Genomic DNA, 21,044 nt, shown 5'->3' with positions numbered 1-21,044 from the left:
ATGATGCTCGATGCCCAGACGGGGTGGGTGGTCACCATGGTGGCCACCCTTCTCGTTGTGTACGTGCCCGGCGTGCTGATCATCGTCGCCTCCCGGATGCGGCTGCCCTTCCTGATCGGCTTCGCCCCGGCGATGACAGCGGGCGCCTTCGCCGGACTCGCCCTCGCCTATCATCTGCTGGGCGTCCGATGGACCCTGCTCAGCGCAACCTGCGGGGTGCTGCTGCTCTCCCTGGCCGGAGCGGCGGTGGGGGCATGGGTCCACCGGGATGAGCGCTTCTCGCGTCTTCATCGACCGGGGCCCCGGCACGGCGCACAGGTCTCGGCGATCCTGCTCCTGGGCTCCCTGCTGTCGTCCCTGGTCGTGCTCATCCCGGTGATACAGCACTCCCAGGGCCTGGGGGCGCTGATCAGCTCCTACGACTCCCTGTTCCACTACAACGCCGTGCAGACCGTGCGGGACAACGGGGACGCCTACCCCTTCACGGCGCTCGCCTCGCTGTTCGACGGGCGGAGCACCTACTACCCGGTGCTGTTCCATCAGATCGCGTCGATCATCCCGGGCGACGCCGTCGCATCTGCGAACGCTCTCGCCTTCGTGAGCCTCGTCTGTATGACGACGTCCACGGCCTCCCTGCTGTGGGTGCTGATGCCGCGCATCGCCCGTGATCGGACCCGGGCGGTCGTGATCGCGGCGCTGATGCCGTCGCTGTACCTGTTCTTCTCCCTGCCGGTGATGACGCTGCTGGTCGGCCTGTGGCCCAATGCCCTCGCGATGAGCGTGCTGCCTGCCGTGCTCGCGGCCGTGATCGTGGCCGCTCGCAGGATCCTCCGAGCGGTCAGACTCCCTGTCGGCATGCGGACGCGCCGAGGGACGGTGGCGGTCGTCGTCCTCTCCGTGGCTCCGTGCATCGTGGTCTTCGGCGGTGCGCTCTACATCCACCCCTCGGTCGGATTCTCGGTCGCGCTGTTCGCCTTCTCGCTCTGGATGGCCGGCTCGATCGTGCTGCTGCGATCCCGGCGTCGCCTCGGGATCGCCGGCATCGTCACGGGCCTGCTCCTGTTCGTGACCTTCGACGTCGGGAGCATGCTGTACCTCCGGGGGATGGCGCAGACCCCGAAGATCGAGCTGACACCGCTCAGCGTGCTGCTGACGATCCTCGCGGATCGGCCGCGGCTCGGCGCCGTGCCGCTGAAGACCCTGCCCGTGATCCCGCTGTATCTGCTGGCAGGCATGGGCGTGGTCTGGACGCTCGTGCGTCGCCGATGGGAGGACCTCACCGTCCTCGTCTTCTCCGTCGTGACCTTCCTCGTGTCTCTGGGGACCATGATTCCGTTCCTGCCCATCAGCTCCCTGGCGAATCCCTGGTACCAGGCGCGGGAGCGGGTGATCCCGATGTTCACGCTGTCCGTCCTGGTGCTCGCGGTCTACGGGGCGGCGGCGCTCATCGTCCTGCTCCGTCGTCGGCACCGTCGTACCCGGATCCTGGCTGCGGGCGTCGCGCTCCTCCTCCTCGCCGTGCCTGTGCTCGATGCAGCGGTCGGCGCACAGCGGATCCCTCGCCTGGCCCGGGTCTCTCTGCAGCGCGACGGATATCTCGCGAGCTACATCACTCCCGAGGAGAGGGACTTCATCGAGAGCAGCGTCCGTCTCATCCCCGAGGATGCGGTCATCCTCGGGGTGCCGTCGGACGGGACACCGATGTATTACGCGATCGGTCACCGGCGAGTCATCTTCCCGCACGCGGGGTATCCGTCCTCCGCGGAGCAGCTGCTGATCGCGCGAGAGGGGGATCGGATGCGGACGGATCGCGAGGTCTGCGAGGCCGTGCAGCGGTACGGCGACGACATCTATGTCTACGTGGACCGTTCGGACCAGCGAGCAGAGGTCATCATGACCGATCTGCAGCGGCGGGTCTACGGAGGGCTCGACGACCTCGACACCGCCGGGATGGAGCTCGTCGCGCAGTCCCCGGACTCGCACTACCGCCTGTACGCCCTCGACCTCACCTGTCGGTGAGGATCATCGCGGACCTGCGTCCGGACGCAGGGCGTCCGGACGCAGCGAGGCCTCACCGCCGGCGTCGTGGCACGAGCATGTTCAGCGCGCTGCCCGCGACCGTGCGCAGCGAGCCCTGCGGTGCGAGCAGCCGCAGGGGATGCGAGGGCAGCACGGCGCTCACGGAGGCGTGACGTCCCCGGGCCCGGCTCGCGGCCAGGAGGTCCTCATGCGGGGTGTACGGAGCGAGGCACTGCTGGACGAGGCGCTCCTCGGCGACGGAGAGGTCCGCCCGGACACGGCGGGACTGCCCGAGGAGGAACTGAGTCCATCGGGCGAGCTCCTCGCGCTGGGCCGTCGACCAGTGCTCGGGGCGCGAGCGGACGACGAGCGCGGAGAAGATGTGGATGCGGAGGAACTTCAGGGCGACGGCGTGCCGCTCCGTGTCGGAGGACAGGTGCGCGAAGGTCGTCTCGAAGAAGCCGAACTGCTGCGAGAGCGGTCGGATCACGAGCGTCGTCCGATCCGAGGCGCTGTCCCGGACCAGGTAGGCCGGACCGGTGGCGTCGAAGGCGGTCCGGGCGTGCAGCATCAGCTGAGTCGTCAGATGGACGTCTCCGCCGACGTTGAGGCCCGGCTCCAGCCGATGCTCGAACCCGGTGAAGAACTCTCGTTCGATGAGCCCCAACGGGGCGGAGCGGAACACCAGCCTGTCCCTGATGGGGTCGAGATCCGGCGCCGCTCCCGCGAGGATCCGTGCGAGCTGGTGGGCTCGGACGGGGGGCGTCGGGGTCGGGAACCGGCGCTCCTCGCGTCGCAGACGGGGGATGACGTACTGGGCGCGCGTCCGCAGCGCGAGCCGTCGCCAGCTGTCGACCGCCCCCGGCTCGAGGACGTCGTCGGAGCCGAGGATCCCGAACCACTCGGAGCGCCCGGTGTCGATGCCGTGGGAGAACGGGCCCGAAGGACTGCGCAGACCGTCCCGCAGCTCGTCCATGACGACACCGTCATGGTGCCTCGGGTCGATCACCGCCCACAGCTCTCCGGGGTCCACGTTGTGGGCGACCACGCGCGCAGCCACGTTCTCGTTGTGGTCGAGCACGCTGGCCACGGCATCCTGGACATTGCGCTCCGGGGTGTGGCAGGCGATGACGATCTCTGCGGCGGGCAGCGAGGCGGACATGGGGCTCCTGAGGGATGCGGGGGCGGATGCGAGTCAGAGAACGGTTCCGTAGGCGGCGCGATACAGCTCCCCGACCGTCGCGGAGGAGAAGCGCGTCCCGATGGTCGCAGCGATCTCCTCGCTGCTCAGCTCGCGGGTGCGCTCGTCGACCCGCAGGAGGGCATCGGCGTACCGCGTGGGGTCCTGCTCCTCGATGAGCTCGCCGATCCGCGCGTCGACGTACTCGCCCTGCCCGCCGGTCGCCCCGAGCACGACCGGCCGACCCGCGAGGATCGCCTCCGCCGCCCCGACGAAGAAGTTGTCGGCCCGGGTGGGCCCGAAGAAGATGTCGGCCTCCCGGGAGATCATCTCCATCACCTGGTCCGGGGGAATGAATCCGTGGAGATGCACACCGTCCTCCACCCCGAGATCACGGGCGAGCACCTGCGTCGATTCGCGCTCCGGGCCGTCTCCCAGCCAGTGCAGATGGGCGTCGACCCCACGACTGCGGAGCTCCGCGACCGTTCGAACCGCGACATGGGGGTCCTTGCGCGCGATGAGGCTCCCTGTCGAGAAGAGATTGAGCCGACCATCCTCGCGCGGCCGGCGGGGCGACAGCGCGATCGGATCGACGATGCACGGCACGACGGCCACGGGGCGCGCTCCCCGTTCCTCCCGGATGGGGCGCGCCAGGAACTCCACCACAGCGGTGACGAGATCCGGACGGCGCAGCAATCGTCGGAAGAGCGGGATCGCCCGGCGCAGCGCACCCGGTGCGCTCGACGGCGTGGTCAGGGCGGACCAGTGCTCCGTGTGCACCCAGGGCACCGGGACCCGGACGAACCGCAGGGCGATGAGGCTCGAGATCGCCATGGAGTGCACGAGATCGCTGCCGCGCAGCGCCGCGCTGAGCGGTGCTCGGACAGCCCGCCAGGTCCGAGGATCCTGCGGGTCGAAGGGGATGCGGAGGACCTCGAGCCCGTCATGGACGATGCGCCGCGGCCCGTCCAGGTCCCGCGGGGGGATCAGATGGACGAGGCGGAGGGTGACGTCCGCGACCTCCTGGATCGCCTGTGCGTCACGGACCACGAACGGGGCGTGAGCCGGATGGCGGTCCGTAGGGAACCAGGTCGTGACGACTGTGACGAGCATGTGTCTCCTCTGGCCGATCCGGCGCGGCCCTCAGGGTGGGGTGGACGTGCGAAGGTAGCATGACCCGCGTTCGCCCCCATTGTATTCGCGGTGGGGTCACAATCCCTGGAGGTCGTATTGGGCAAGGTCAGCAAGACCATGAAGGAGCTGCTGCCGCTGCTGCCTGCGAGCGCTCGGCGCTTCATCCGCTTCTTCGCGGTGGCGAGCGCGGTGCTCTCGCTGCTCGACACCTTCTCGCTCGCCGTGCTGACCCTCGTCCTGACGCAGGTGCTCTCGGGCGGCTCGATGCAGCTTCCCGTGATCGGCTCGCTGCCCTCCTCCTGGTCCCTCCCCCTGGTCCTCGGCGCCGCGGGCCTGATGGTGCTCAAGGCGGTGCTCAACATCCTGCTCCAGCGCTGGGCGACGCGCCGGTTCGCGCAGTTCGAGCAGATCATCGGCTCCCAGCTCTTCGAGGCCTACATCCGTGCTCCCTGGACGGACCGCCTGTCCCGGACCTCCGCCCAGGTCGTCCGCATGGTCGACGTCGGGATGGCGAACACGATCACCGGCGTGATCATCCCCTACACGCAGGTTCCCATGAACCTGATCTCCTTCGCGGGTGCGCTCGCGATCCTCGTCGTCGCCCAGCCGATGACCGCGCTGGCGGCCTTCGTCTACCTCGGCGCCATCGCCGGCGTCATGTACGTCGTGGTCTCGCGCCACTCGTACCGGGCCGGATACGAGAACCGCCTCGCAGGGGTGGGCATGGTGAGCATCGTCCAGGAGATGATCTCCGCCTTGAAGGAGATCACGCTGCGCGACAAGGCGGGCGAGGTCGCCAAGACCGTCTACACCTATCAGTCCGCCGCTGCGACGACCCGCGCCGACATCCGGTTCTTCCAGGCCGTCCCCCGCTTCATGGTGGACATCGCGCTCATCGGCGGAGTCCTGCTGATCGGCGGCGTGACGCTTCTGTTCGGCGGCGGGATCCAGGACGCGCTGGTGGCGGTCGCCGTCTTCGGCATCGGCGGATTCCGCATGGTCCCGGCGATCACGGCGCTCCAGAACATCTCGAACCAGATGAACGCGGCGCTCACCCACGCGGAGGCGATCGTGCGGGACATCTACGATGCGAGGGGCTACATCGAGCGCTCGGAGGCGATCGGTCGGGAGCCGCTCGACGAGAACCCGCGGATGCTGACGATCGACGACGTCGCCTTCACCTATCCGGGCAGCAGCACTCCCGCGGTCCGCGGCGTGAACCTCAGGATCCCGATCGGATCGACGCTCGGGATCGTGGGCGCGTCCGGAGCCGGGAAATCGACGCTGATCGACCTCCTGCTCGGGCTTCTCGTGCCGTCGGAGGGTCGGATCGCCCTGGACGGGAAGAACCTCGAGGACGTGCTCGCCTCATGGCGGCAGAGGGTGGGATACGTCCCCCAGGAGGTGACCATCTTCGACGGCAGCTTCGCCCAGAACGTCGCGCTCTCCTGGAGCGACGAGCAGATCGACGAGGAGCGGGTGCTCCGCTCCCTGCGCCGTGCGCAGCTGCTCGACACCGTCCTGGAGCGCACCGACGGCATCCACGAGAAGGTGGGGGAGCGGGGCATGGCCCTCTCCGGGGGGCAGCGGCAGAGACTCGGCATCGCCCGAGCCCTCTACGCGGATCCCCTCGTGCTCGTCATGGACGAGGCGACCAGCGCTCTGGACTCGACGACCGAGGCGGCTGTCGCACGGGCGCTGCACGAGCTCGCCGGCGACGTCACCGTGATCTCGGTCGCCCATCGCCTCTCGACGATCCGGGACAGCGACCAGATCTGCTTCATGAAGGACGGCACGGTGGAGATGGTCGGAACCTTCGACGAGGTCGTCCGCGGCAACGAGGACTTCGCGCTCCAGGCGACCCTGTCGGGGCTGGTCTCCCGCGATGCCCTGAGCTGAACCGGATCAGCGGGACCGCGCCGGGCGCGCGACCCCGCCGCGGTCAGCCCCGCTGCAGGATGCGGTCGACCGCCGTGCGCCAGGCGCTCGTGTAGCTCTCCGCGCTCAGCTCGCGGGACGCGGCATGGGCGTTCGCCTTGAACGCGCGCACCGACTCCGGGGTCAGCTCGCGGATCCGGGCCGTGAGCGCCTCGGTCGAGAAGTCGGAGGCGACCAGACCCAGATCGTGCTCGCGGAGGATCGACACCATCTCCGGGGAGGGGCCGATGATCTGGCCGAGCCGGGCCTGGACGAAATCGAAGAACTTGTTCGGCAGGACCCATTCGGTGTTGAAGGTGATCGGCGGGAGCGAGAAGAGCCCCATGTCATAGCCGTTCAAGGTCCGGACCAGGTCGGCGTAGGGGACGGGCGGGAGGACCCGCACGTTCGGAGTGGCATCGGCCCGCGCGACCAGCGATCGGTAGTAGTCGGTGGTGTCCTGGGTCAGGTACAGGTCCAGGCGCACCGACGGCCCGGCGGCGGCCGCTGCGTCGATGTGCATCTCGAGGGCGCGTTCGCGCCGGGCGGCTCCGGAATGCACGAGGGCGATCGGCTCCTGCACACCCCGTGGAGCCAGCGTGGGCTCGTAGGGTGTCGCGTTCGGGATCACCGCCACATCGCGCAGGGAGAACTGTCGCTCGTACTCCCGGGCGATGTGGTCGCCGATCGTGCTCACGCTCGCCGCACGCCGTACGTGGGCGCGCACCATCCACTCGTACAGCGGTCGGATATGGGTGTTCCAGCCCGTGTCGTTCTCGTTCAGGCGCGACGAGAACTCATGGAGGTCGGCGTGGAAGCCGAAACGGGGACGGAGCATGTGGGCGAGGCCCGATCCCTCGACATCGTTGGCGAGGATGACATCGAACCGGCCCTTCGGGACGTTCCGGCGGACCCAGCGCATCGCGGGATTGTTCCAGTACGTCGCGGGATGGGCATGGAGGATGACGAGCTTGGGCTCCCACTTCCAGCTGATGACGTCGTCGGGGAGCCGGATGTGCTCGGCGGCGCCGGGCGGATGCGGGCCGTAGCCGAGAGTGGTCACCTCGAAGTCCGAGGCGAACAGAGCCACCTGCTTGAGGACCCGTGCATCTGCGGCGATGGGCGACAGGGACAGGATCAGCACAGAGGGCTTGGGCATAGCAGGACTCTAGCAATCCGCGGCCTGCGCACGCGCGGCCCGGCGAGGCCAGGAGCGATAGGGTCTCAGGGTGAAGAGCTACGACGTCGACGCCATCGTCGCTGTCCACGATCCTGCGCGTCCCGTGGAACGATGCGTGCGATCGATCGATGAGGGGACCTCGTCCTCCGTACGCCTGCGCATCAGCGTGGTGTGCCACAACATCGACGTGGAGGAGATCCGTGCCGTGTTCTCGGGACCGGTGCCGGAACGTGTGCGATTCCTGGAGCTGCGCGACGGGATCCGCTCGCCCGCGGGACCGTTCAACGCAGGGATCGATGCCGCCGATGCCGAGTACGTCTCGACCGTGGGATCCGATGATCTGCTCGAGCCGGGGGCGCTCGATGCGTGGTGGGCCGTCGCCTCGCGGACCGGGGCCGATGCGGTGCTCGCCCCGATCCGCACCGATGACGGGCTCGTGCAGACCCCGCTGCTGCGCCCTCGCGGGCCCTCGCCGCTGGATCCGCTGCACGACCGCCTCGTCGAGCGGACGGCGCCGCTGGGGCTGCTGCGGACCCGCACGCTCGACCGCATCGGCTACCGCTACACCGAGGGCGGGCTGGGCAACGGGGAGGACATCGAACCCGCCCTGCGCCTCTGGTTCCTCGGCAGACGCATCGAGTATCCCTACGGGGCGCCGGCGTATCGGGTGACCGATGCGATGGGCAGCGCGCGCCAGACCGCCGTCATCGGTCCGCTCGCGCGCGAGCTCGCCTTCCTCCCCCTGCTGCTCGAGCAGAGCTGGGTGCGGGCACTGCCCTCGGCCCATCTCGACGCGGTGCTCGTCAAGGTGCTCCGTCGGCAGGCGATCGCCGCGATCCGACGACGCGCAGGGCTGCCGCCGGTCCACGTGGACGCGTTCAGCGAGGCCGACGCCGCGTTCCTGCGCGGCGAGCTCGCCCGGATCGAGCGGGTGCGCGGCCGCATGCCCCGCGGCCTGTCGATCGCGGAGGCGCGGATCCTCTCCGTCGCGAGCTCCGGCGACGCCCGCTCTCTGCGGGAGCTGCTCTCCCTCCTCTCCCGCCCCCGGCTCGCGAAGATCATCGCCCGGCGTCCGCTCGAGAGCCTCGCGTCCGAGGGCCCGATCCGCCAGCAGCTGCGCACGCTCGCGCTGGCACGGCGCAGTCCGATCCGCGACCAAGGACCCGGCTGACGAGAGGACCGAGAGGACTCGGAGCCTTGCGGGGGACGCCGCGCCGGAGGACGACGGCGCGCACCGACGACCGAGGAGGGACCATGGGACGGCCAGGGAGACGCGGCATGGTGGGATCTGCGGTCATGGGCGCGGTCGGCGCCCTGATCCTCTCGGGGAGCGTGACGGCATCGGCCGATCCCGCCGCCCCCTCCGACGTCGTCATGGGAACGTCGCGGGCGGAGAGCATCTTCGGCATGAGCATCCGCAACGGCGACGCCAGCATCGACGCGTACGGGGTCGAGAAAGACGACGTGACGCAGGCTCTGTGGATCTCCGTGCATCCCGGGGAGCCCGAAGCCGCCCTCGACGAGACCACGGATGCCATCGAGACGGGTAGGGCGGACGCGGCCCTCTGGTACAGCCCGGTCTCGGATTCGATCCGCATCGAGACGACGAGCGAGGGCGCCGCGCTGTTCGGGAGCGAGATCGGCGGCGTCGAGGTCTCCGTCGTCCTCACGGCCTGCATCGGCGACGCCGTCTGAGCTCGGAGATCGGACAGCTCGCCGGAGGGGCGAGGTCAGCCCCGCGGGTGCAGCCCGAGCAGATCGAGGTACTCGAGCCGGACGTCGTCCGCATCTCGGTTCTCCTGGACCCATTCCCGCGCCCGGGCTCCCGCGGACGTGAGCATCGCGAGGTCCTGGTGGGCGAGGACCCGCGCCGCGGCCGCATCGACGTCGGGGACCACCCAGTCCGCAGGGTAGATCACCTCGGCGCCTCCGTAGGGCGCGGCCTCCGGCCAGTCGCGGACGACGGGCACGCATCCGGCCATCCCCGCCTCGGCGACGGATTCGTGCGTTCCCTCGTGGAGGGAGGACGACAGCAGGAAGCCGGCACGGGACAGGATCGCGGGCACGTCGTCGCGGTAGCCCAGGATCTCGACGCCGTCCGGGGACTGCTGCAGCGCCTCCCGGACCGCGGCCACCCAGCTCGCCTCATGCGGGGCCGGATGCTCGGGGAGCCCCGCACCGAGCAGGAGGAGGCGGTACCGATCGTCCTCCTCCCGCAGCCGTCGCAGGACCCGAAGGCTGAACAGGACGTCCTTCACCGGCGGGGCCCACCCCACCTGGACCAGGGTCCACGGCGCGTCCTCGTCCTTCGCCGGAGCGAAGCCCTCGTAGCTGTGCACGTTGCGGACGACGACGACGAGGCCCGCCTGGGGCAGTCGCGGAGCCTGCCGGGCGACGAGGGCGCGGACCGCGTCGGAGACGAAGGCCATCGTCCCGATACGGGCGAAGCGCGTGAGCATCGGATAGGGGGTGTAGGCCTCGAACCGGTGGAGCCGGGCCACAACCTCGATGCCGAACCGCTCCGTGTCCAGCAGCGAGAACCAGGCGAGGGGATAGGTCCCCCACTCCACCATCACCGCATCGGCCCATTCCAGGTGGGGGACGAGGGCCGCCGGCACCGGTGCGAGCCGTCCGTCGAGGGAGTAGCCCACTCGCATCCCGACGATCGAGCGATGCGAGGGGCGATCTGCGGCGGGCAGATCTCCGACGCGGAGGGAGCGGAACTCGACGTCCGCATGCGATGCGAGATCGGCGCGCACCCGGTCGATGAACGTCCAGGAATCATGCGCGAGGATGAGGACGCGCCGCGCTCGACCCTCGGGCTGCCGATGCGCTGCGCCGGAGACCAGGGCATCCGGCGACGCGATGAGCTCGCGGGCGAAGGGAGAGGCCTCGTACGCGGCCAGGAACGAGTCCGGATCCGTGGCGAGAGGGGACAGACGCTCCGAGAAGTGGACGCTCGGGTGGTAGCTGAGCTGCAGCGCGAGATCGAGCATCCCTCCCGCATCGGCCGGACGCCCGCGACGTCTCGCCCGGTCCGCGACCGCGAGCAGCGCGGCGACGGCCCGATCGAGCGCCGCCCGGTCGACCGCTCCGTCGCCGAGGACATGATGCACGAGAGAGAACTGGGCCAGAGCGCCCGTCCTGCCGGGCACGCGGGCGAGCATCGATACGGCCCGACGGACCGGTGCAGCGCCCAGAGGGGCCCGGCGCAGGATCGTCTGGACGGCGAGGGAGGGCCAGCGCCGCAGCGGGGGCAGAGCCGAGAACCGCGCCCGAAGGTCCCGTGGCATCGCCGATCGGGCGGCCATCATGCGGCTCCCTCGAGGATGCGACGCACGATCGCCGTCAGCTTCGGCATCTCCTCCTCCGAGGAGAGCGCCCGGGCCGCACGGTCGGCGCTCTGCTTGAAATGCGCGATCCGCTCCGGGGTCAGGGAGCGCAGCGCGTCCGCGAACGACGAAGCGCTCATCTGCGCGGATCGGACGCCGAGATCATGCCGTTCGAGGAGCGCCACCATCTCCGGCGAGGGGGAGATGGCGATGGCCAGGCGGGCCTGGACGTAGTCGAAGAACTTGTTGGGCAGCGCGTGCTCGAGCGAGAACGTCGTGTCCGGGCACGCGAAGAGCCCGACATCGTAGGCCGCGAGAGCCGCCGGCAGATCCGCATGAGGGACGGGATCCAGCACACGGACCGCTCCGGCGGATCCCGCCGCGAGCTCCCGGAGCTCCTGCACGTACGCGGGGTGGTTCGGAGTCAGGTAGAGGTCGAAGACCACGGAGCCCGGCGCGTCCCGTTCGACCGCCATAGCCGCCTCGATCATCACCTCGAGCTGCCGTTTCGGCATGGCAGCGCCCGAATGGACCATGCGGACAGGGCTCTGCACGGGAGCCGGTCGGCGGTCCTGGTAGGGCGCGGCGTTGGTGAGGACGTCGGTACGGAATCCGAACTCCCTCTCGTACTCGCGCGCCAGCCCCTCCGAGACCGTCGTGACGCTCGTGGCGGCGGCCACCGCCGTCCGGCAGATCCACCGGATGTACGGGGCGACGAAGAGCCTCCACGGGAGCAGATCCTCCTTGAGCCGCGGGGAGTACTCGTGGAGATCGGCATGGACCCCGGCCTTCGGGCGCAGCGCGAGCGCGAGCGGGACCGTCTCCACGTCGTCGGCGAGGATGACGTCGAACTCGCGTCCCTGGAGGGCCTTCCAGGCTGCGACGACGGACTCCTGCTTCCAGTAGGCCCGACGGAACCGCCGGGCGATGACCAGGGGACGGTCGAGCTTCCAGGCCGTCAGCCCGTCGGGAAGCCGGACGTGCTCGATCCCCGCGCGCGGAGGGGGGCCGTATCCGCACGTCGTGACCGCGAAATCGGCGGACAGGGTGTCGATCTGGCGCAGGACCCGGGCATCTCGTTCCAGCGGCGAGAAGCAGAGGATCAGCACGCGGGCGCGGGAGCTCGGGGAGGGGGAGTCCATAGCGACATGGTACGTGGGCGAGGTGGCACAGCCGCCCGATGCTACTGTGAATCGGTCCCGAGCTCGGCAACCGGAAGGTCCCCACGTGGTCTCGAAGTCCTCCCGTCGTGCATCCGGCGTCTATGCCGTGGCAACGCGGCTCTTCGCACCCGAACCGACCCCGGCCGCCTTCCGCAACGAGGCGCTGGCACGGGCTCTGGAGCGGGCGGGGCACCGCGTCCGGGTGCTCACGACGCGTGATCCCGCATCGGCGGGATATCGGGATGCCGTGCGCGACGTCTCCCGATGGCCGGTCAAGCGAGATCGCCAGGGGCATGTCCGCGGCTATGTCTCCTACCTCAGCTTCGACATCCCTCTCTTCTTCCGGCTGCTGGCGCAGCGAGACCTCGCCGGGGTCGTGTCCGAGCCGCCTCCCACCACGGGGGTCTCGGTCATGCTGGCCTGTGCGGTCCGCCGGGTCCCGTACGCCTTCTACGCCGCGGATGTCTGGGCGGACGCGACGGCGACCGTCGAGAACGTCCCCTGGGCTGTGCGCGCGGGAGTGCGGATGATGGAGCTCCTCGTGTGGCGGAGGGCCGCGGTCATCCTCACGATCTCCCCGGGCGTGCGCGACCGGGTCGTCGAGCTCATCGGTCCGCGGGAATCCATCGCCATGGTCGGCAACGGCATCAACGTCGAGGAGTTCACGGTCGAGGGCCCTGTCGCCGCGGAGCAGGGACCCTACTTCGTCTACACCGGCACGGTGTCGGAGTGGCATGGTGCGCGCTTGTTCCTCGAGGCGTACGCCGAGGTCGTGCGCACGCACCCGACGGCACGCATGCTGTTCTTCTCCGAAGGGGCGGAGAAGGAGTCGCTGGAGGAGCTGGCCCGGGATCGCGGGCTCGGCGGTGTCGAGTTCCGCCGTCGGCTCCCGGCGGCGGATGTCGCCGCCTACGTGCGCGGGGCCGTGGCCGCCCTGTCCTCCGTCGCCCCCGGTCAGGGGTACGACTTCGCCCTGCCGACCAAGATCTACGCGGCGACCGCCTGCGGCGTCCCTGTGATCCACACGGGCGACGGAGCCGGCAACGAGCTGGTCGCAGAGAACGGCCTGGGCTGGTCGGTCCCCTACGACCGGGACGAGCTCGCCGCTGCCATGAGGGCTGCTCTCGACGGGACCGGGCGACCCGAGCCCTCCGCGCTCCGTCGCTGGACCGAGGAGCACGCGAGCCTGGACGCGTGCGGGGACCAGGCCGTCCGCGCCATGGCGCGGATGTTCTGATCGCGGGGACGGTCGGAAGGTCTGCGGCGCCCGGGCTCAGGCCGCAGCGCAGGAGATCTCGATCATCATCGAATGATCCGTCTGGCCGATCACGCGCCCGAGCTCGGGCGTGGCCTGGTCGATGCGGGTGAAGCTGCCCCCGTAGTAGTACGGGCGCCGATCCACATAGACGTATCCGATCCCGGCATCCATGAGCCGCGTGCACGCCTCCGGGTCCGTGCCGGCGCGCAGGAGGTCGTCCATCAGCTGGCCGTCCTCGGGCGTCGGATTCATCCCGGCGACGGGGAAGCGGACACGCTGACCTGTCATCGCGGACAGATGCGCCCCTCCGGAGAACGGGTTGGCCAGCAGCACCTTGTCAGTGTCCATGGTCGTTCCGACCTGTTCGAGCATGGCGAGCTCCTCGGAATCCATGTACCGAGGCCTCTGGACCATGTCGAGATCCAGATTGAGCCGGGCGTAGTCGAGACGGGGGGCGACGCTCGAGAGCACCACGAGAACGCCCAGTACGGCTGCGGAGGAGCGCCAGATCAGCGCAGAGCGCTTCCCTGACCGGCGCAGCCACCGTGCGAGATGCGCCGTACCCGGCACCGTCAGGAGGCAGACGACGAGGGTGAGGAACATCGAGATGCGGTCCTGGCCGCTGTACCAGAGCGCGGACAGGCGCAGCGGCGAGTCGACCGCGGCATCCAGATACAGGACCACCATGACAGCGGTCACCGCGGGCAGGAGATAGGACCCCCGCCGGAGCAGCGCCCACAGCCCGACGTACGCAACGGCCCAGAGAAGCGGTCCGGTCGCCATGGGCCATACGGTGAGAAGACCCGAGACGACCTCGCCGACCGCCTGGACCGGGCCCACCTCGAGCCCGCCGACGAACCCGCTGGCCGTGCTCGAGGCCGGCGTCATGATGATGGCCGCTACCGGGAGGAGCGCCGCCGCGCCGATGACTGCTGCGGCACGCGAGGGCCGTGCTCGTCTGCGCTGCTCGACGGCTCCGCCGAAGCCGGCGGCCGCCGTCATCAGGCACAGCGCGATGAACACATTGGGGTGCAGGAGACCCAGGCCGGCGGAGGCGATGAGGGCCGATATCGCCCACGGGCCCAGCGCGGTATCGGAGGAGCCGGTCAGACAGGCGCGCAGCGCCCGATAGCAGCAGAGCACCGCGACGAGGGCCCCCGGAAGGAATGCGGCTCCGACCAGGTTCGGGATGGGGGACAGATGGATCCACTCGTTCAGCGGGATCGCGGGGGCGAGCGCAGCCGCCGTGCCGGCGACGGTCGGAGCCCAGCTGGCACGCGGCCACAGGGCGCGGGCGAGGAACATCGTCCCGTGGATCCACGGGACGACGGCCAGTGCGAGCGTCGCAGCGTTCAGGACGATCGGGATCGGAGCGAGCGGCACGATCCCGATGAGGTCATGGAAGGCGGCGGGATAGATGCCGCCGGTGCCGTCTGTCGTGGCCAGCGCCGCGAACGTGAGGGTGGACCCGTCTCCGCTCTCGCGGACGTGCTGCAGCGCGCTGAGGTGGAACAGCGCGTCCCATCGCTGCAGCGGAGTGCCCGGCGAACCCAGCGCGATGAGCACGGGGACGACGGCGACCGTCGCGGCGAGAGGCACCAGGACGCGAGCTCGCGGAGGCACCAGCGGGAGCCATGAAGGCGTTCCCGGGTGCGTACGCGGTCGCGCTCGTCGCGCCGCCAGGAGCCGCCGTGCGCCGGCCACGACCGCGACCGCCAGGATCGTCACCAGCGCAGCGGACGACAGGGTCCATCGGACGCCGATCAGCGCTGCGACGACCGCTCCGCCGCCCAGGAGACCTGCCGAGACCGCCGGGGCGACGGCGCAGGCCGCGCCTCGCCAGATCCCGAGCGCACGCAGACAGAGGAAGCCCGGCAGATAGCAGAGCACGAGCGACCAGATGATCGACCAGCCGAACCACAGGACGTCGGTCATGCGGTGCACTCCTCCTCGGCCGAGCCCGCTCGGTGGCGGGGAAACGTCGGCATCACCATCGGACACGTCCGCGCCGGTGGCCCGAGCAGGCTCACAGGACGAGCCTCAGACCGGGAACCCTCCTCCCGATCAGGGCGATCGCCGCCGAGATCAGGACTGTGAGGCACCAGGTGACCGCCATCGGCCCGGGGACGTAGGCGTCGAGAGCCGGGACCGTCGCGCGGAGGATCACGAGGACGGCGAAGTGCACGAGATAGATCCCGAACGACGCCTCGCCGAGCGTGCGGAGCACCTTCTCCGTCCGCTCCGAGACCCGCCAGGTACGGCACAGGCTCGACACCGAGGCCATCAGCGTCACGGCGTAGGCCATGACGGGCAGGGCCACCGGGCTCGGAGCCAGGACCGAGGCCCAGACCGCGGGTCGCCCGTGCTCCGCCATCTGCTCGCCGGTGATGAAGATCCAGGTGATCACGGCGATGAACGCGGGCACCGAGACGAGTCCGAGGACCGCCGCCCACCTCGGGATCGGCCGGATCACGAGCGCCCTCCCGAGGACGAAATACCCGAGATAGACCAGGAAGAACGTGAACGTCCCGATCTGCACCGGCTCGGACGACCCGAGCCCGGCCTCGTGAGCCTGGCCGATCGCCATGACGCCGACGGCCCAGACGCAGGCGGCGGATCCGAGGACCCAGGTGCGGACCTTCTCGTTCGGGGCGAGGAACGGCTGGACGAGCGGTGCGATCAGATAGAGGCCGGCAATCGCGAACAGGAAGTAGAGATGCGTGTACGTGTGACCCGTGATGATCATCTCCGCGAGCTCGCGGAGCGAGATGTCCCTGCCGGAGACCATGCCGCGGATGGCGATGATGTAGAACGCAGACCAGAACACGAGCGCGGGGATGATGCGTCGTGCACGTCTCAGGAGGAAGGCGCCAGGACCTCGGGAATGCGCGCGCGGATCCAGCGTCAGCGCACCGGAGATCATGAAGAACACGGGGACGGCGACCACCAACGCCATGTCGAGGGCGATCACCGCCGTCCCCACCTCGCCGCTCCCGACGCCGCCGCCGACGACGTGGATCGCCACCACGCCGAGGATCGCGAGGACCCGGGCGAGGTCGAGATAGGGGAGGTAGGTGCGGGCGGTGCCGGTGCTGTGCGCGGCCGTCGACCCCGCCTCGGAGGGTGTGGTTCGGGGCGCGTCAGACGGGATCCTGGGTTCCTCCTTGGCTGAGAGATCGCGAGCGATAGGCGATCGGCTGCTCCGCCTCGTCGAGCGCGATCCGGCGTGCGAGATAGGTGGTGCGCTTCTCCGTGTTCTTGGTGCGCGCCTCCTGCAGGGCGAGGAAGCCCAGCAGGACCACCACGGTGGCATACAGCAGGAGGTCGCTGCCGCGCCCGACGCCGACGAGGTTCGCGACCCGGGTCATGATCGAGGGAAAGGCGACGGCGGCCACGGCGAACATCGCGAAGGCGATGATCAGCAGGCGGCGGACCGCGAGCTGCTTGGCCCCGCGGGTGCGGAACAGCCACGCCGTGATCCCGAGGATCCCGATGATCAGCAGGACCTGGATCACGAGCGAGCTCCGGGGACCCCCGCTGAACGGGCCGAGCGCGAGGATCAGGTCGGCATCGGGCATCCGGCTCAGCCCTCCTGGTCCGCGAGGTGGGTCGAGGCGCTGCCGTCGCCCAGCACGAGCCGGGGAGTGCCCGTCCAGTTCTCGGCGCGGGTGATGTTGCGGCCGTCGACGATCAGGCGCACGCCCGGCAGGTCCGCGCTCGTGAGGTCGCGGTACTCGGGGTGGTTCGTCTGCACGATCACGAGGTCCGCGCCCTCGCCCACGTGGTAGGCGTCGAAGCCGAGGCCCGCGAGCTCCTCGTCGGAGTAGAAGGGATCGTGGACCGCGACCTGCGCGCCGCGCGCCCGCAGCTCCTCGACGGTCGGGAACACGCCGGAGAAGGCGGTCTCCTTGACGCCGGCCCGGTAGGCGGCGCCGAGCACGACGGCCTTGAGCCCGGCGAGGTCGCCCAGGAGACCGGCGGCGCGCTCGACGAGACGGGCGGGCACCGAGGCGTTCAGCGTGCGGGCGGTGCGCACGGTGTCCGCGTGCGGGTCCGTGGACAGGTACAGCCGCGGGTAGACGGGGATGCAGTGCCCGCCCACGGCGATGCCGGGCTGGTGGATGTGGCTGTAGGGCTGCGAGTTGCTGGCCTCGATGACCTTGTACACGTCGATCCCGTTGTCCTGCGCGTACAGCGCGAACTCGTTCGCCAGGCCGATGTTCACATCGCGGTAGGTGGTCTCGGCGAGCTTCGCGAGCTCGGAGGCCTCGGGGGAGCCCAGGTCCCACACGCCGTTGGGGCGGGGGAGGTCAGGCCGCTCGTCGAAGGTGAGCGCCGACTCGTAGAACTCGCGGGCCCGGCGGGTGCCCTCCTCGCCGATCGCGCCGATCAGCTTGGGGTACTTGCGCAGGTCCTCGAAGACGCGGCCGGTCAGGACGCGTTCGGGGGAGAAGACGGCGAAGAAGTCCTCGGACTCCTTCAGCCCGGAGATCTCCTCGATCATCGGCACGAAGCGGCCGCGCAGCGTGCCGACCGGAAGCGTCGTCTCATAGGAGACGAGGGTGCCCGGGGTCAGGTGCTGCGCGAGCGAGCGGGTGGCGCCGTCCATCCAGGCGAAGTCCGGCTCCCAGGTGGCGTCGTCGACGAACAGCGGCACGACGATGACCACGGCGTCCGCGCCGGGGATCGCCTCGGCGTAGTCGGTGGTGGCGCGCAGGCGGCCGGCGGGGACGAGCTCGGCGAGCTTCTCGGCGAGATGGGCCTCCCCGGGGAAGGGCTCCTTCGCCTCGTTGATCAGCTGGACCTGACGCTCGCTCACATCGACGCCGATCACCTCGTGACCGGCATCTGCGAACTGGACGGCAAGGGGCAGGCCGATCTTCCCGAGGGCGACGACGGCAGTCTTCACGGTGGTGCTTCTCTCTCGCGGGGACGACGGGCCCTGAGCGGGCCGATGCGAGTGACAGGGTATCCTTCCGGCCGGGATGGTTCACCCAGGCGGGGCCGCGCCGCCGGTGATCGTTCCCACCCGTCGCCTGGCCGAGCGCGGGAACCGACAGTTCAGGAGCGCAGATGAGCGACGCACCCGGCGCGGACCGCACGTGGTTCGTGATCCCCCTGTTCAACGAGGGGCCGGTGATCGGCGAGGTCGTCGCGCAGCTCCGCGAGCGCTATCCGCTGGTGGTGTGCGTCGACGACGGCAGCAGCGACGACTCGGGCGCGCGAGCCCGCGAGGCGGGGGCCGCCGTCGTCCGCCATCCGTACAACATGGGGCAGGGCGCGGCGCTCAAGACCGGCATCGACTACGCCCTCCGGGACCCCGAGATGGCCCAGGTGGTGACCTTCGACGCCGACGGCCAGCACCAGGTCGACGACGCCGCCGCGATGATCCGGCTGCGCGAGAGCGAGGACGTCGACATCGTCCTCGGCTCCCGCTTCCTCGACGGTCGCACCAAGCCCGGGCTCGTGAAGCGGATCGTCCTGCGCGGCGCGGTCTGGTACTCGAACCTCACCTCGGGCGTGCACCTGACCGATGCACACAACGGCCTGCGCGTCATGGGCCGCGGGGCCTGCGAGAGGATCACCATCGAGCAGAACCGCATGGCCCACGCCTCGGAGATCGTCGAGGAGATCGGCCGGCTCGAGCTGAGCGTGCGCGAGCACCCCGTGCACATCCTGTACACCGACTACTCGCGCGCCAAGGGCCAGTCCGTCCTCAACTCGGTGAACATCGTCATCGACATGCTGTTCCGCTGAGGACCGGCGGTCCCCGGCCCTCAGCGGCGGCGCTCGTGCCTCGCTCTCCCTCCGGCCGGAGCGGAGCCGATCAGCCCGGTACCGAGACGATCAGCCCCTGGTCCATGCCCGCGAACGGCCCGGGCAGCACCTGGACGGCGACCTCGGTCCCGTCGGTGCGGGCGGCCGTGCACTCGACCGGCTCGAACATGGCGGCATCGAGGTCCTCGCCGCAGCTCACCTCGGCGAAGCCGCCGGCCGGCGGTGTGATCGCGCTGGTCGAGGTCAGAGTCCGCAGCGCGTCCTCGCCGAGCTGAGAGGCGGGGATCGGTTCGGCCCCATACATCGAGCCCATCGGCAGGGCGCTGAGCACCCGGTCGCGGTCCAGGGCGAGGGCCGCCTCATCGGGGAGCTCGAGGTCATGGCTGAACAGGAGCGCGGGAACGGACCCGGCTCCGTCCGGGGCGGGGACGCGCACGCCCTGCCCGATCCAGACCACCTGCGTCGCGTCCTCGGGGCCGACGGGCCCGCCGCAGGTCTGCGGATCGCCCTGCTCCAGGTCCAGCGGTCCGTCGCATTCGACCGGCGCGTCCTCCTCGACGCCCACCTGCTCCCGCAGGATCGCCGCGAGCGCGGCGTCGTCGATCCGGGTGTCCGGGACCTCGGCGGTGATCAGCACGGCGTGTCGCATCGCCGGTGTGCCCTCCTCGACGCCGTCCCCGGGTTCCCCGCCGCCGTCCGAGGCCTCGGGGGCGCTGAGGCCGCCGTCGGAGGCGGCCGTGTCCTCGGCCGAGGCGGGCAGGGTGGTCTCGACGGGCTCGTCGGCATCGGGCGTGCAGGAGGCGCCGAGGAGCAGCAGCGCGGCCGCGGCCGCGGCGAGGAGACCGCGGGGTCCGGCGTCTGCGGCGGACGGTGCGCTGGACGGCATGGCTCTCCCCGATCGCGTCGATGGAGCTCAACGGTCCCAGAGCGCCCCCGAGGGGTCAAGCGGCCGGGGGCTCCGCGGTGCCGTCCTGGATCGCGCCGAAGAACGCGGCGATGTCCTCCTCGTCGGTGAGGATCGCGACCCCCGAATGCTTGGTGTGGTACTCCGGGTCCTCGATCGGCATCTGCAGGGAGGGGCCGCCCTTCATCGCGCCCCGCATCGCGAGCCCCATCCGCCCCACGTCCACGAGGCCCGTGCCCTCGCTCGTGCGCAGCGATCCGGATCCCGCCCCGGCGAGCCGGGCCTGCGTCACGGGGTTCAGGAGCACCCCGGGGCTGGTGACGCGGTCCATGAGGGCTCCCACGAACTGCTGCTGGCGCTGCTGGCGGCCCAGATCCGCGGTGGGGTCGAAGTAGCGGGCGCGCACGAAGGCGAGCGCCTGCTCCCCGCCCACGTCGTGGCATCCCTCGGTCATCTTCAGCCCGGACTTCTCGTCGTCCACGTCCCGGTCGATGCACAGGTTCACGGTGCCGACGGCGTCGACCACCCCGGTCACGCCGTCGAAGCCGACCTCGACGTAGTGGTCGATCGTCAGTCCCGTGAACTGCTCGACCGTCTGCACCAGCAGCGACGGGCCGCCGAAGGCGTAGGCGGCGTTGAGCTTGTAGCCTCCGTGCCCGGGGATGTCCACGAGCGTGTCGCGCGGCAGGGACACGAGGTAGGTGCGGCCGTTGTCGGCCTTGTGCAGAAGCATCATCGTGTCCGCGCGCTGCCCGGTGGTCCCGTCCTCGGAGACGGCCGCGCCGTCGCGGCGGTCCGATCCGGCGATCAGCCACGTCGTCCCGGGCGTGTCGGCGGCCTCGCTGAGCGCGTCGACGTGCTCGATCCGCGAGTCCGCCCACAGCGCGAGCCCCCCGAACCAGCCGCAGCCGATGACGAGCAGCAGGGCCAGCAGGGTCGCGCCCAGCCGGACCGGGCGGGGGATGCGCGAGACGCCCCGGCGCCGGGACGGGGAGGGCCGGCGCTCCCGGCGCGGCTCGGCGAGCTCCTCCGCGGCCGTGCGCGGGTCCTCCTCCTCCGGCGGCCGATGGTGGACTCCGCCATGGCCGGCGCTCTGCCAGGCCCTCTGCTGCTCGCGGGGCTCGGGCCGGGAGGCGCCGGTCGGAACCGGGCGGGCGCTGCTCCGGGGCCGGGCGCGGC

The 21,044-nt window shown here is 70.6% G+C and carries 17 protein-coding genes; 6 read left to right on the top strand and 11 right to left on the bottom strand.

Translation table 11 applies throughout. The features are described 5' to 3' along the window. The gene (locus tag ACFFF6_RS13825; RefSeq protein WP_376981696.1) at positions 1–2,019 is read left to right on the top strand and encodes a DUF6541 family protein; all 2,019 of its coding nucleotides are present in this window, start codon (positions 1–3) and stop codon (positions 2,017–2,019) included. Positions 2,020–2,071: 52 nt separating this feature from the next. Here ACFFF6_RS13825 and ACFFF6_RS13820 read toward each other — a convergent pair whose 3' ends face one another. Both ACFFF6_RS13820 and ACFFF6_RS13815 read right to left on the bottom strand, forming a co-directional pair. After that, positions 2,072–3,181 carry a hypothetical protein gene (locus ACFFF6_RS13820; protein WP_376981694.1) on the bottom strand — a complete coding sequence of 370 codons (1,110 nt, stop codon included), beginning with the start codon at positions 3,179–3,181 and terminating at the stop codon, positions 2,072–2,074. A gap of 33 nt (positions 3,182–3,214) precedes the next feature. After that, entirely contained in the window at positions 3,215–4,312 is a 1,098-nt protein-coding gene (locus ACFFF6_RS13815) for a glycosyltransferase (protein ID WP_376981692.1), read from the bottom strand. Between the two features lie 138 nt (positions 4,313–4,450). Here ACFFF6_RS13815 and ACFFF6_RS13810 point away from each other — a divergent pair, with 138 nt between their 5' ends. Beyond that, positions 4,451–6,232: an ABC transporter ATP-binding protein gene (locus tag ACFFF6_RS13810; protein ID WP_376981690.1), complete on the top strand. Its 1,782-nt coding sequence runs from the start codon at positions 4,451–4,453 to the stop codon at positions 6,230–6,232. Between the two features lie 43 nt (positions 6,233–6,275). Here ACFFF6_RS13810 and ACFFF6_RS13805 read toward each other — a convergent pair whose 3' ends face one another. Next, positions 6,276–7,409 carry a glycosyltransferase gene (locus ACFFF6_RS13805; RefSeq protein ID WP_376981688.1) on the bottom strand — a complete coding sequence of 378 codons (1,134 nt, stop codon included), beginning with the start codon at positions 7,407–7,409 and terminating at the stop codon, positions 6,276–6,278. 70 nt (positions 7,410–7,479) lie between these two features. On the opposite strand from ACFFF6_RS13805, the gene ACFFF6_RS13800 reads away from it, so the two are divergent. Together ACFFF6_RS13800 and ACFFF6_RS13795 are read left to right on the top strand one after the other, a co-directional pair. Continuing rightward, entirely contained in the window at positions 7,480–8,601 is a 1,122-nt protein-coding gene (locus tag ACFFF6_RS13800) for a glycosyltransferase family protein (RefSeq protein WP_376981686.1), read from the top strand. A gap of 107 nt (positions 8,602–8,708) precedes the next feature. Next, complete coding sequence (locus ACFFF6_RS13795) at positions 8,709–9,125, top strand: hypothetical protein (RefSeq protein WP_376981684.1); 417 nt, start codon at positions 8,709–8,711, stop codon at positions 9,123–9,125. A 35-nt stretch (positions 9,126–9,160) separates the two neighbouring features. Here ACFFF6_RS13795 and ACFFF6_RS13790 read toward each other — a convergent pair whose 3' ends face one another. After that, positions 9,161–10,585, bottom strand: a complete 1,425-nt coding sequence (locus ACFFF6_RS13790) for a glycosyltransferase (RefSeq protein WP_376981683.1) — start codon at positions 10,583–10,585, stop codon at positions 9,161–9,163. A gap of 155 nt (positions 10,586–10,740) precedes the next feature. After that, positions 10,741–11,904: a glycosyltransferase family protein gene (locus ACFFF6_RS13785; protein WP_376981681.1), complete on the bottom strand. Its 1,164-nt coding sequence runs from the start codon at positions 11,902–11,904 to the stop codon at positions 10,741–10,743. 127 nt (positions 11,905–12,031) lie between these two features. Between ACFFF6_RS13785 and ACFFF6_RS13780 the strand changes: the two genes are divergently transcribed. Beyond that, a complete protein-coding gene (locus ACFFF6_RS13780; protein ID WP_376981679.1) occupies positions 12,032–13,162 on the top strand; it encodes a glycosyltransferase family 4 protein in 1,131 nt (376 codons plus the stop codon). Positions 13,163–13,198: 36 nt separating this feature from the next. Here the strand turns inward: ACFFF6_RS13780 and ACFFF6_RS13775 are convergent, their stop codons facing one another. The 4 genes from ACFFF6_RS13775 to ACFFF6_RS13760 all read right to left on the bottom strand — a co-directional run bounded on the left by ACFFF6_RS13775 (position 13,199) and on the right by ACFFF6_RS13760 (position 18,092). Beyond that, entirely contained in the window at positions 13,199–15,118 is a 1,920-nt protein-coding gene (locus ACFFF6_RS13775) for a DUF6541 family protein (protein WP_376981677.1), read from the bottom strand. A gap of 91 nt (positions 15,119–15,209) precedes the next feature. Then, entirely contained in the window at positions 15,210–16,334 is a 1,125-nt protein-coding gene (locus ACFFF6_RS13770) for an acyltransferase (RefSeq protein ID WP_376981791.1), read from the bottom strand. Continuing rightward, a complete protein-coding gene (locus ACFFF6_RS13765; RefSeq protein WP_376981675.1) occupies positions 16,324–16,761 on the bottom strand; it encodes a DUF2304 domain-containing protein in 438 nt (145 codons plus the stop codon). Before ACFFF6_RS13765 ends, ACFFF6_RS13770 begins: the two co-directional genes overlap by 11 nt. 5 nt (positions 16,762–16,766) lie before the next feature. After that, positions 16,767–18,092, bottom strand: a complete 1,326-nt coding sequence (locus tag ACFFF6_RS13760; RefSeq protein ID WP_376981673.1) for a nucleotide sugar dehydrogenase — start codon at positions 18,090–18,092, stop codon at positions 16,767–16,769. A gap of 164 nt (positions 18,093–18,256) precedes the next feature. Between ACFFF6_RS13760 and ACFFF6_RS13755 the strand changes: the two genes are divergently transcribed. After that, positions 18,257–18,940: a glycosyltransferase family 2 protein gene (locus ACFFF6_RS13755; protein ID WP_376981671.1), complete on the top strand. Its 684-nt coding sequence runs from the start codon at positions 18,257–18,259 to the stop codon at positions 18,938–18,940. Positions 18,941–19,010: 70 nt separating this feature from the next. Here the strand turns inward: ACFFF6_RS13755 and ACFFF6_RS13750 are convergent, their stop codons facing one another. Both ACFFF6_RS13750 and ACFFF6_RS13745 read right to left on the bottom strand, forming a co-directional pair. Continuing rightward, a complete protein-coding gene (locus ACFFF6_RS13750) occupies positions 19,011–19,847 on the bottom strand; it encodes a hypothetical protein (protein ID WP_376981668.1) in 837 nt (278 codons plus the stop codon). A 55-nt stretch (positions 19,848–19,902) separates the two neighbouring features. After that, positions 19,903–21,044 (bottom strand): LCP family protein (locus tag ACFFF6_RS13745; RefSeq protein WP_376981666.1); only part of this gene is annotated, 1,142 nt, incomplete at its 5' end.

The organism is Brachybacterium hainanense, assembly GCF_042434575.1.
Taxonomy (GTDB): Bacteria; Actinomycetota; Actinomycetes; order Actinomycetales; family Dermabacteraceae; genus Brachybacterium; species Brachybacterium hainanense.
The sequence above is the reverse complement of the archived record's forward strand: the minus strand, read 5'-3'. Positions and strand labels throughout refer to the sequence as shown.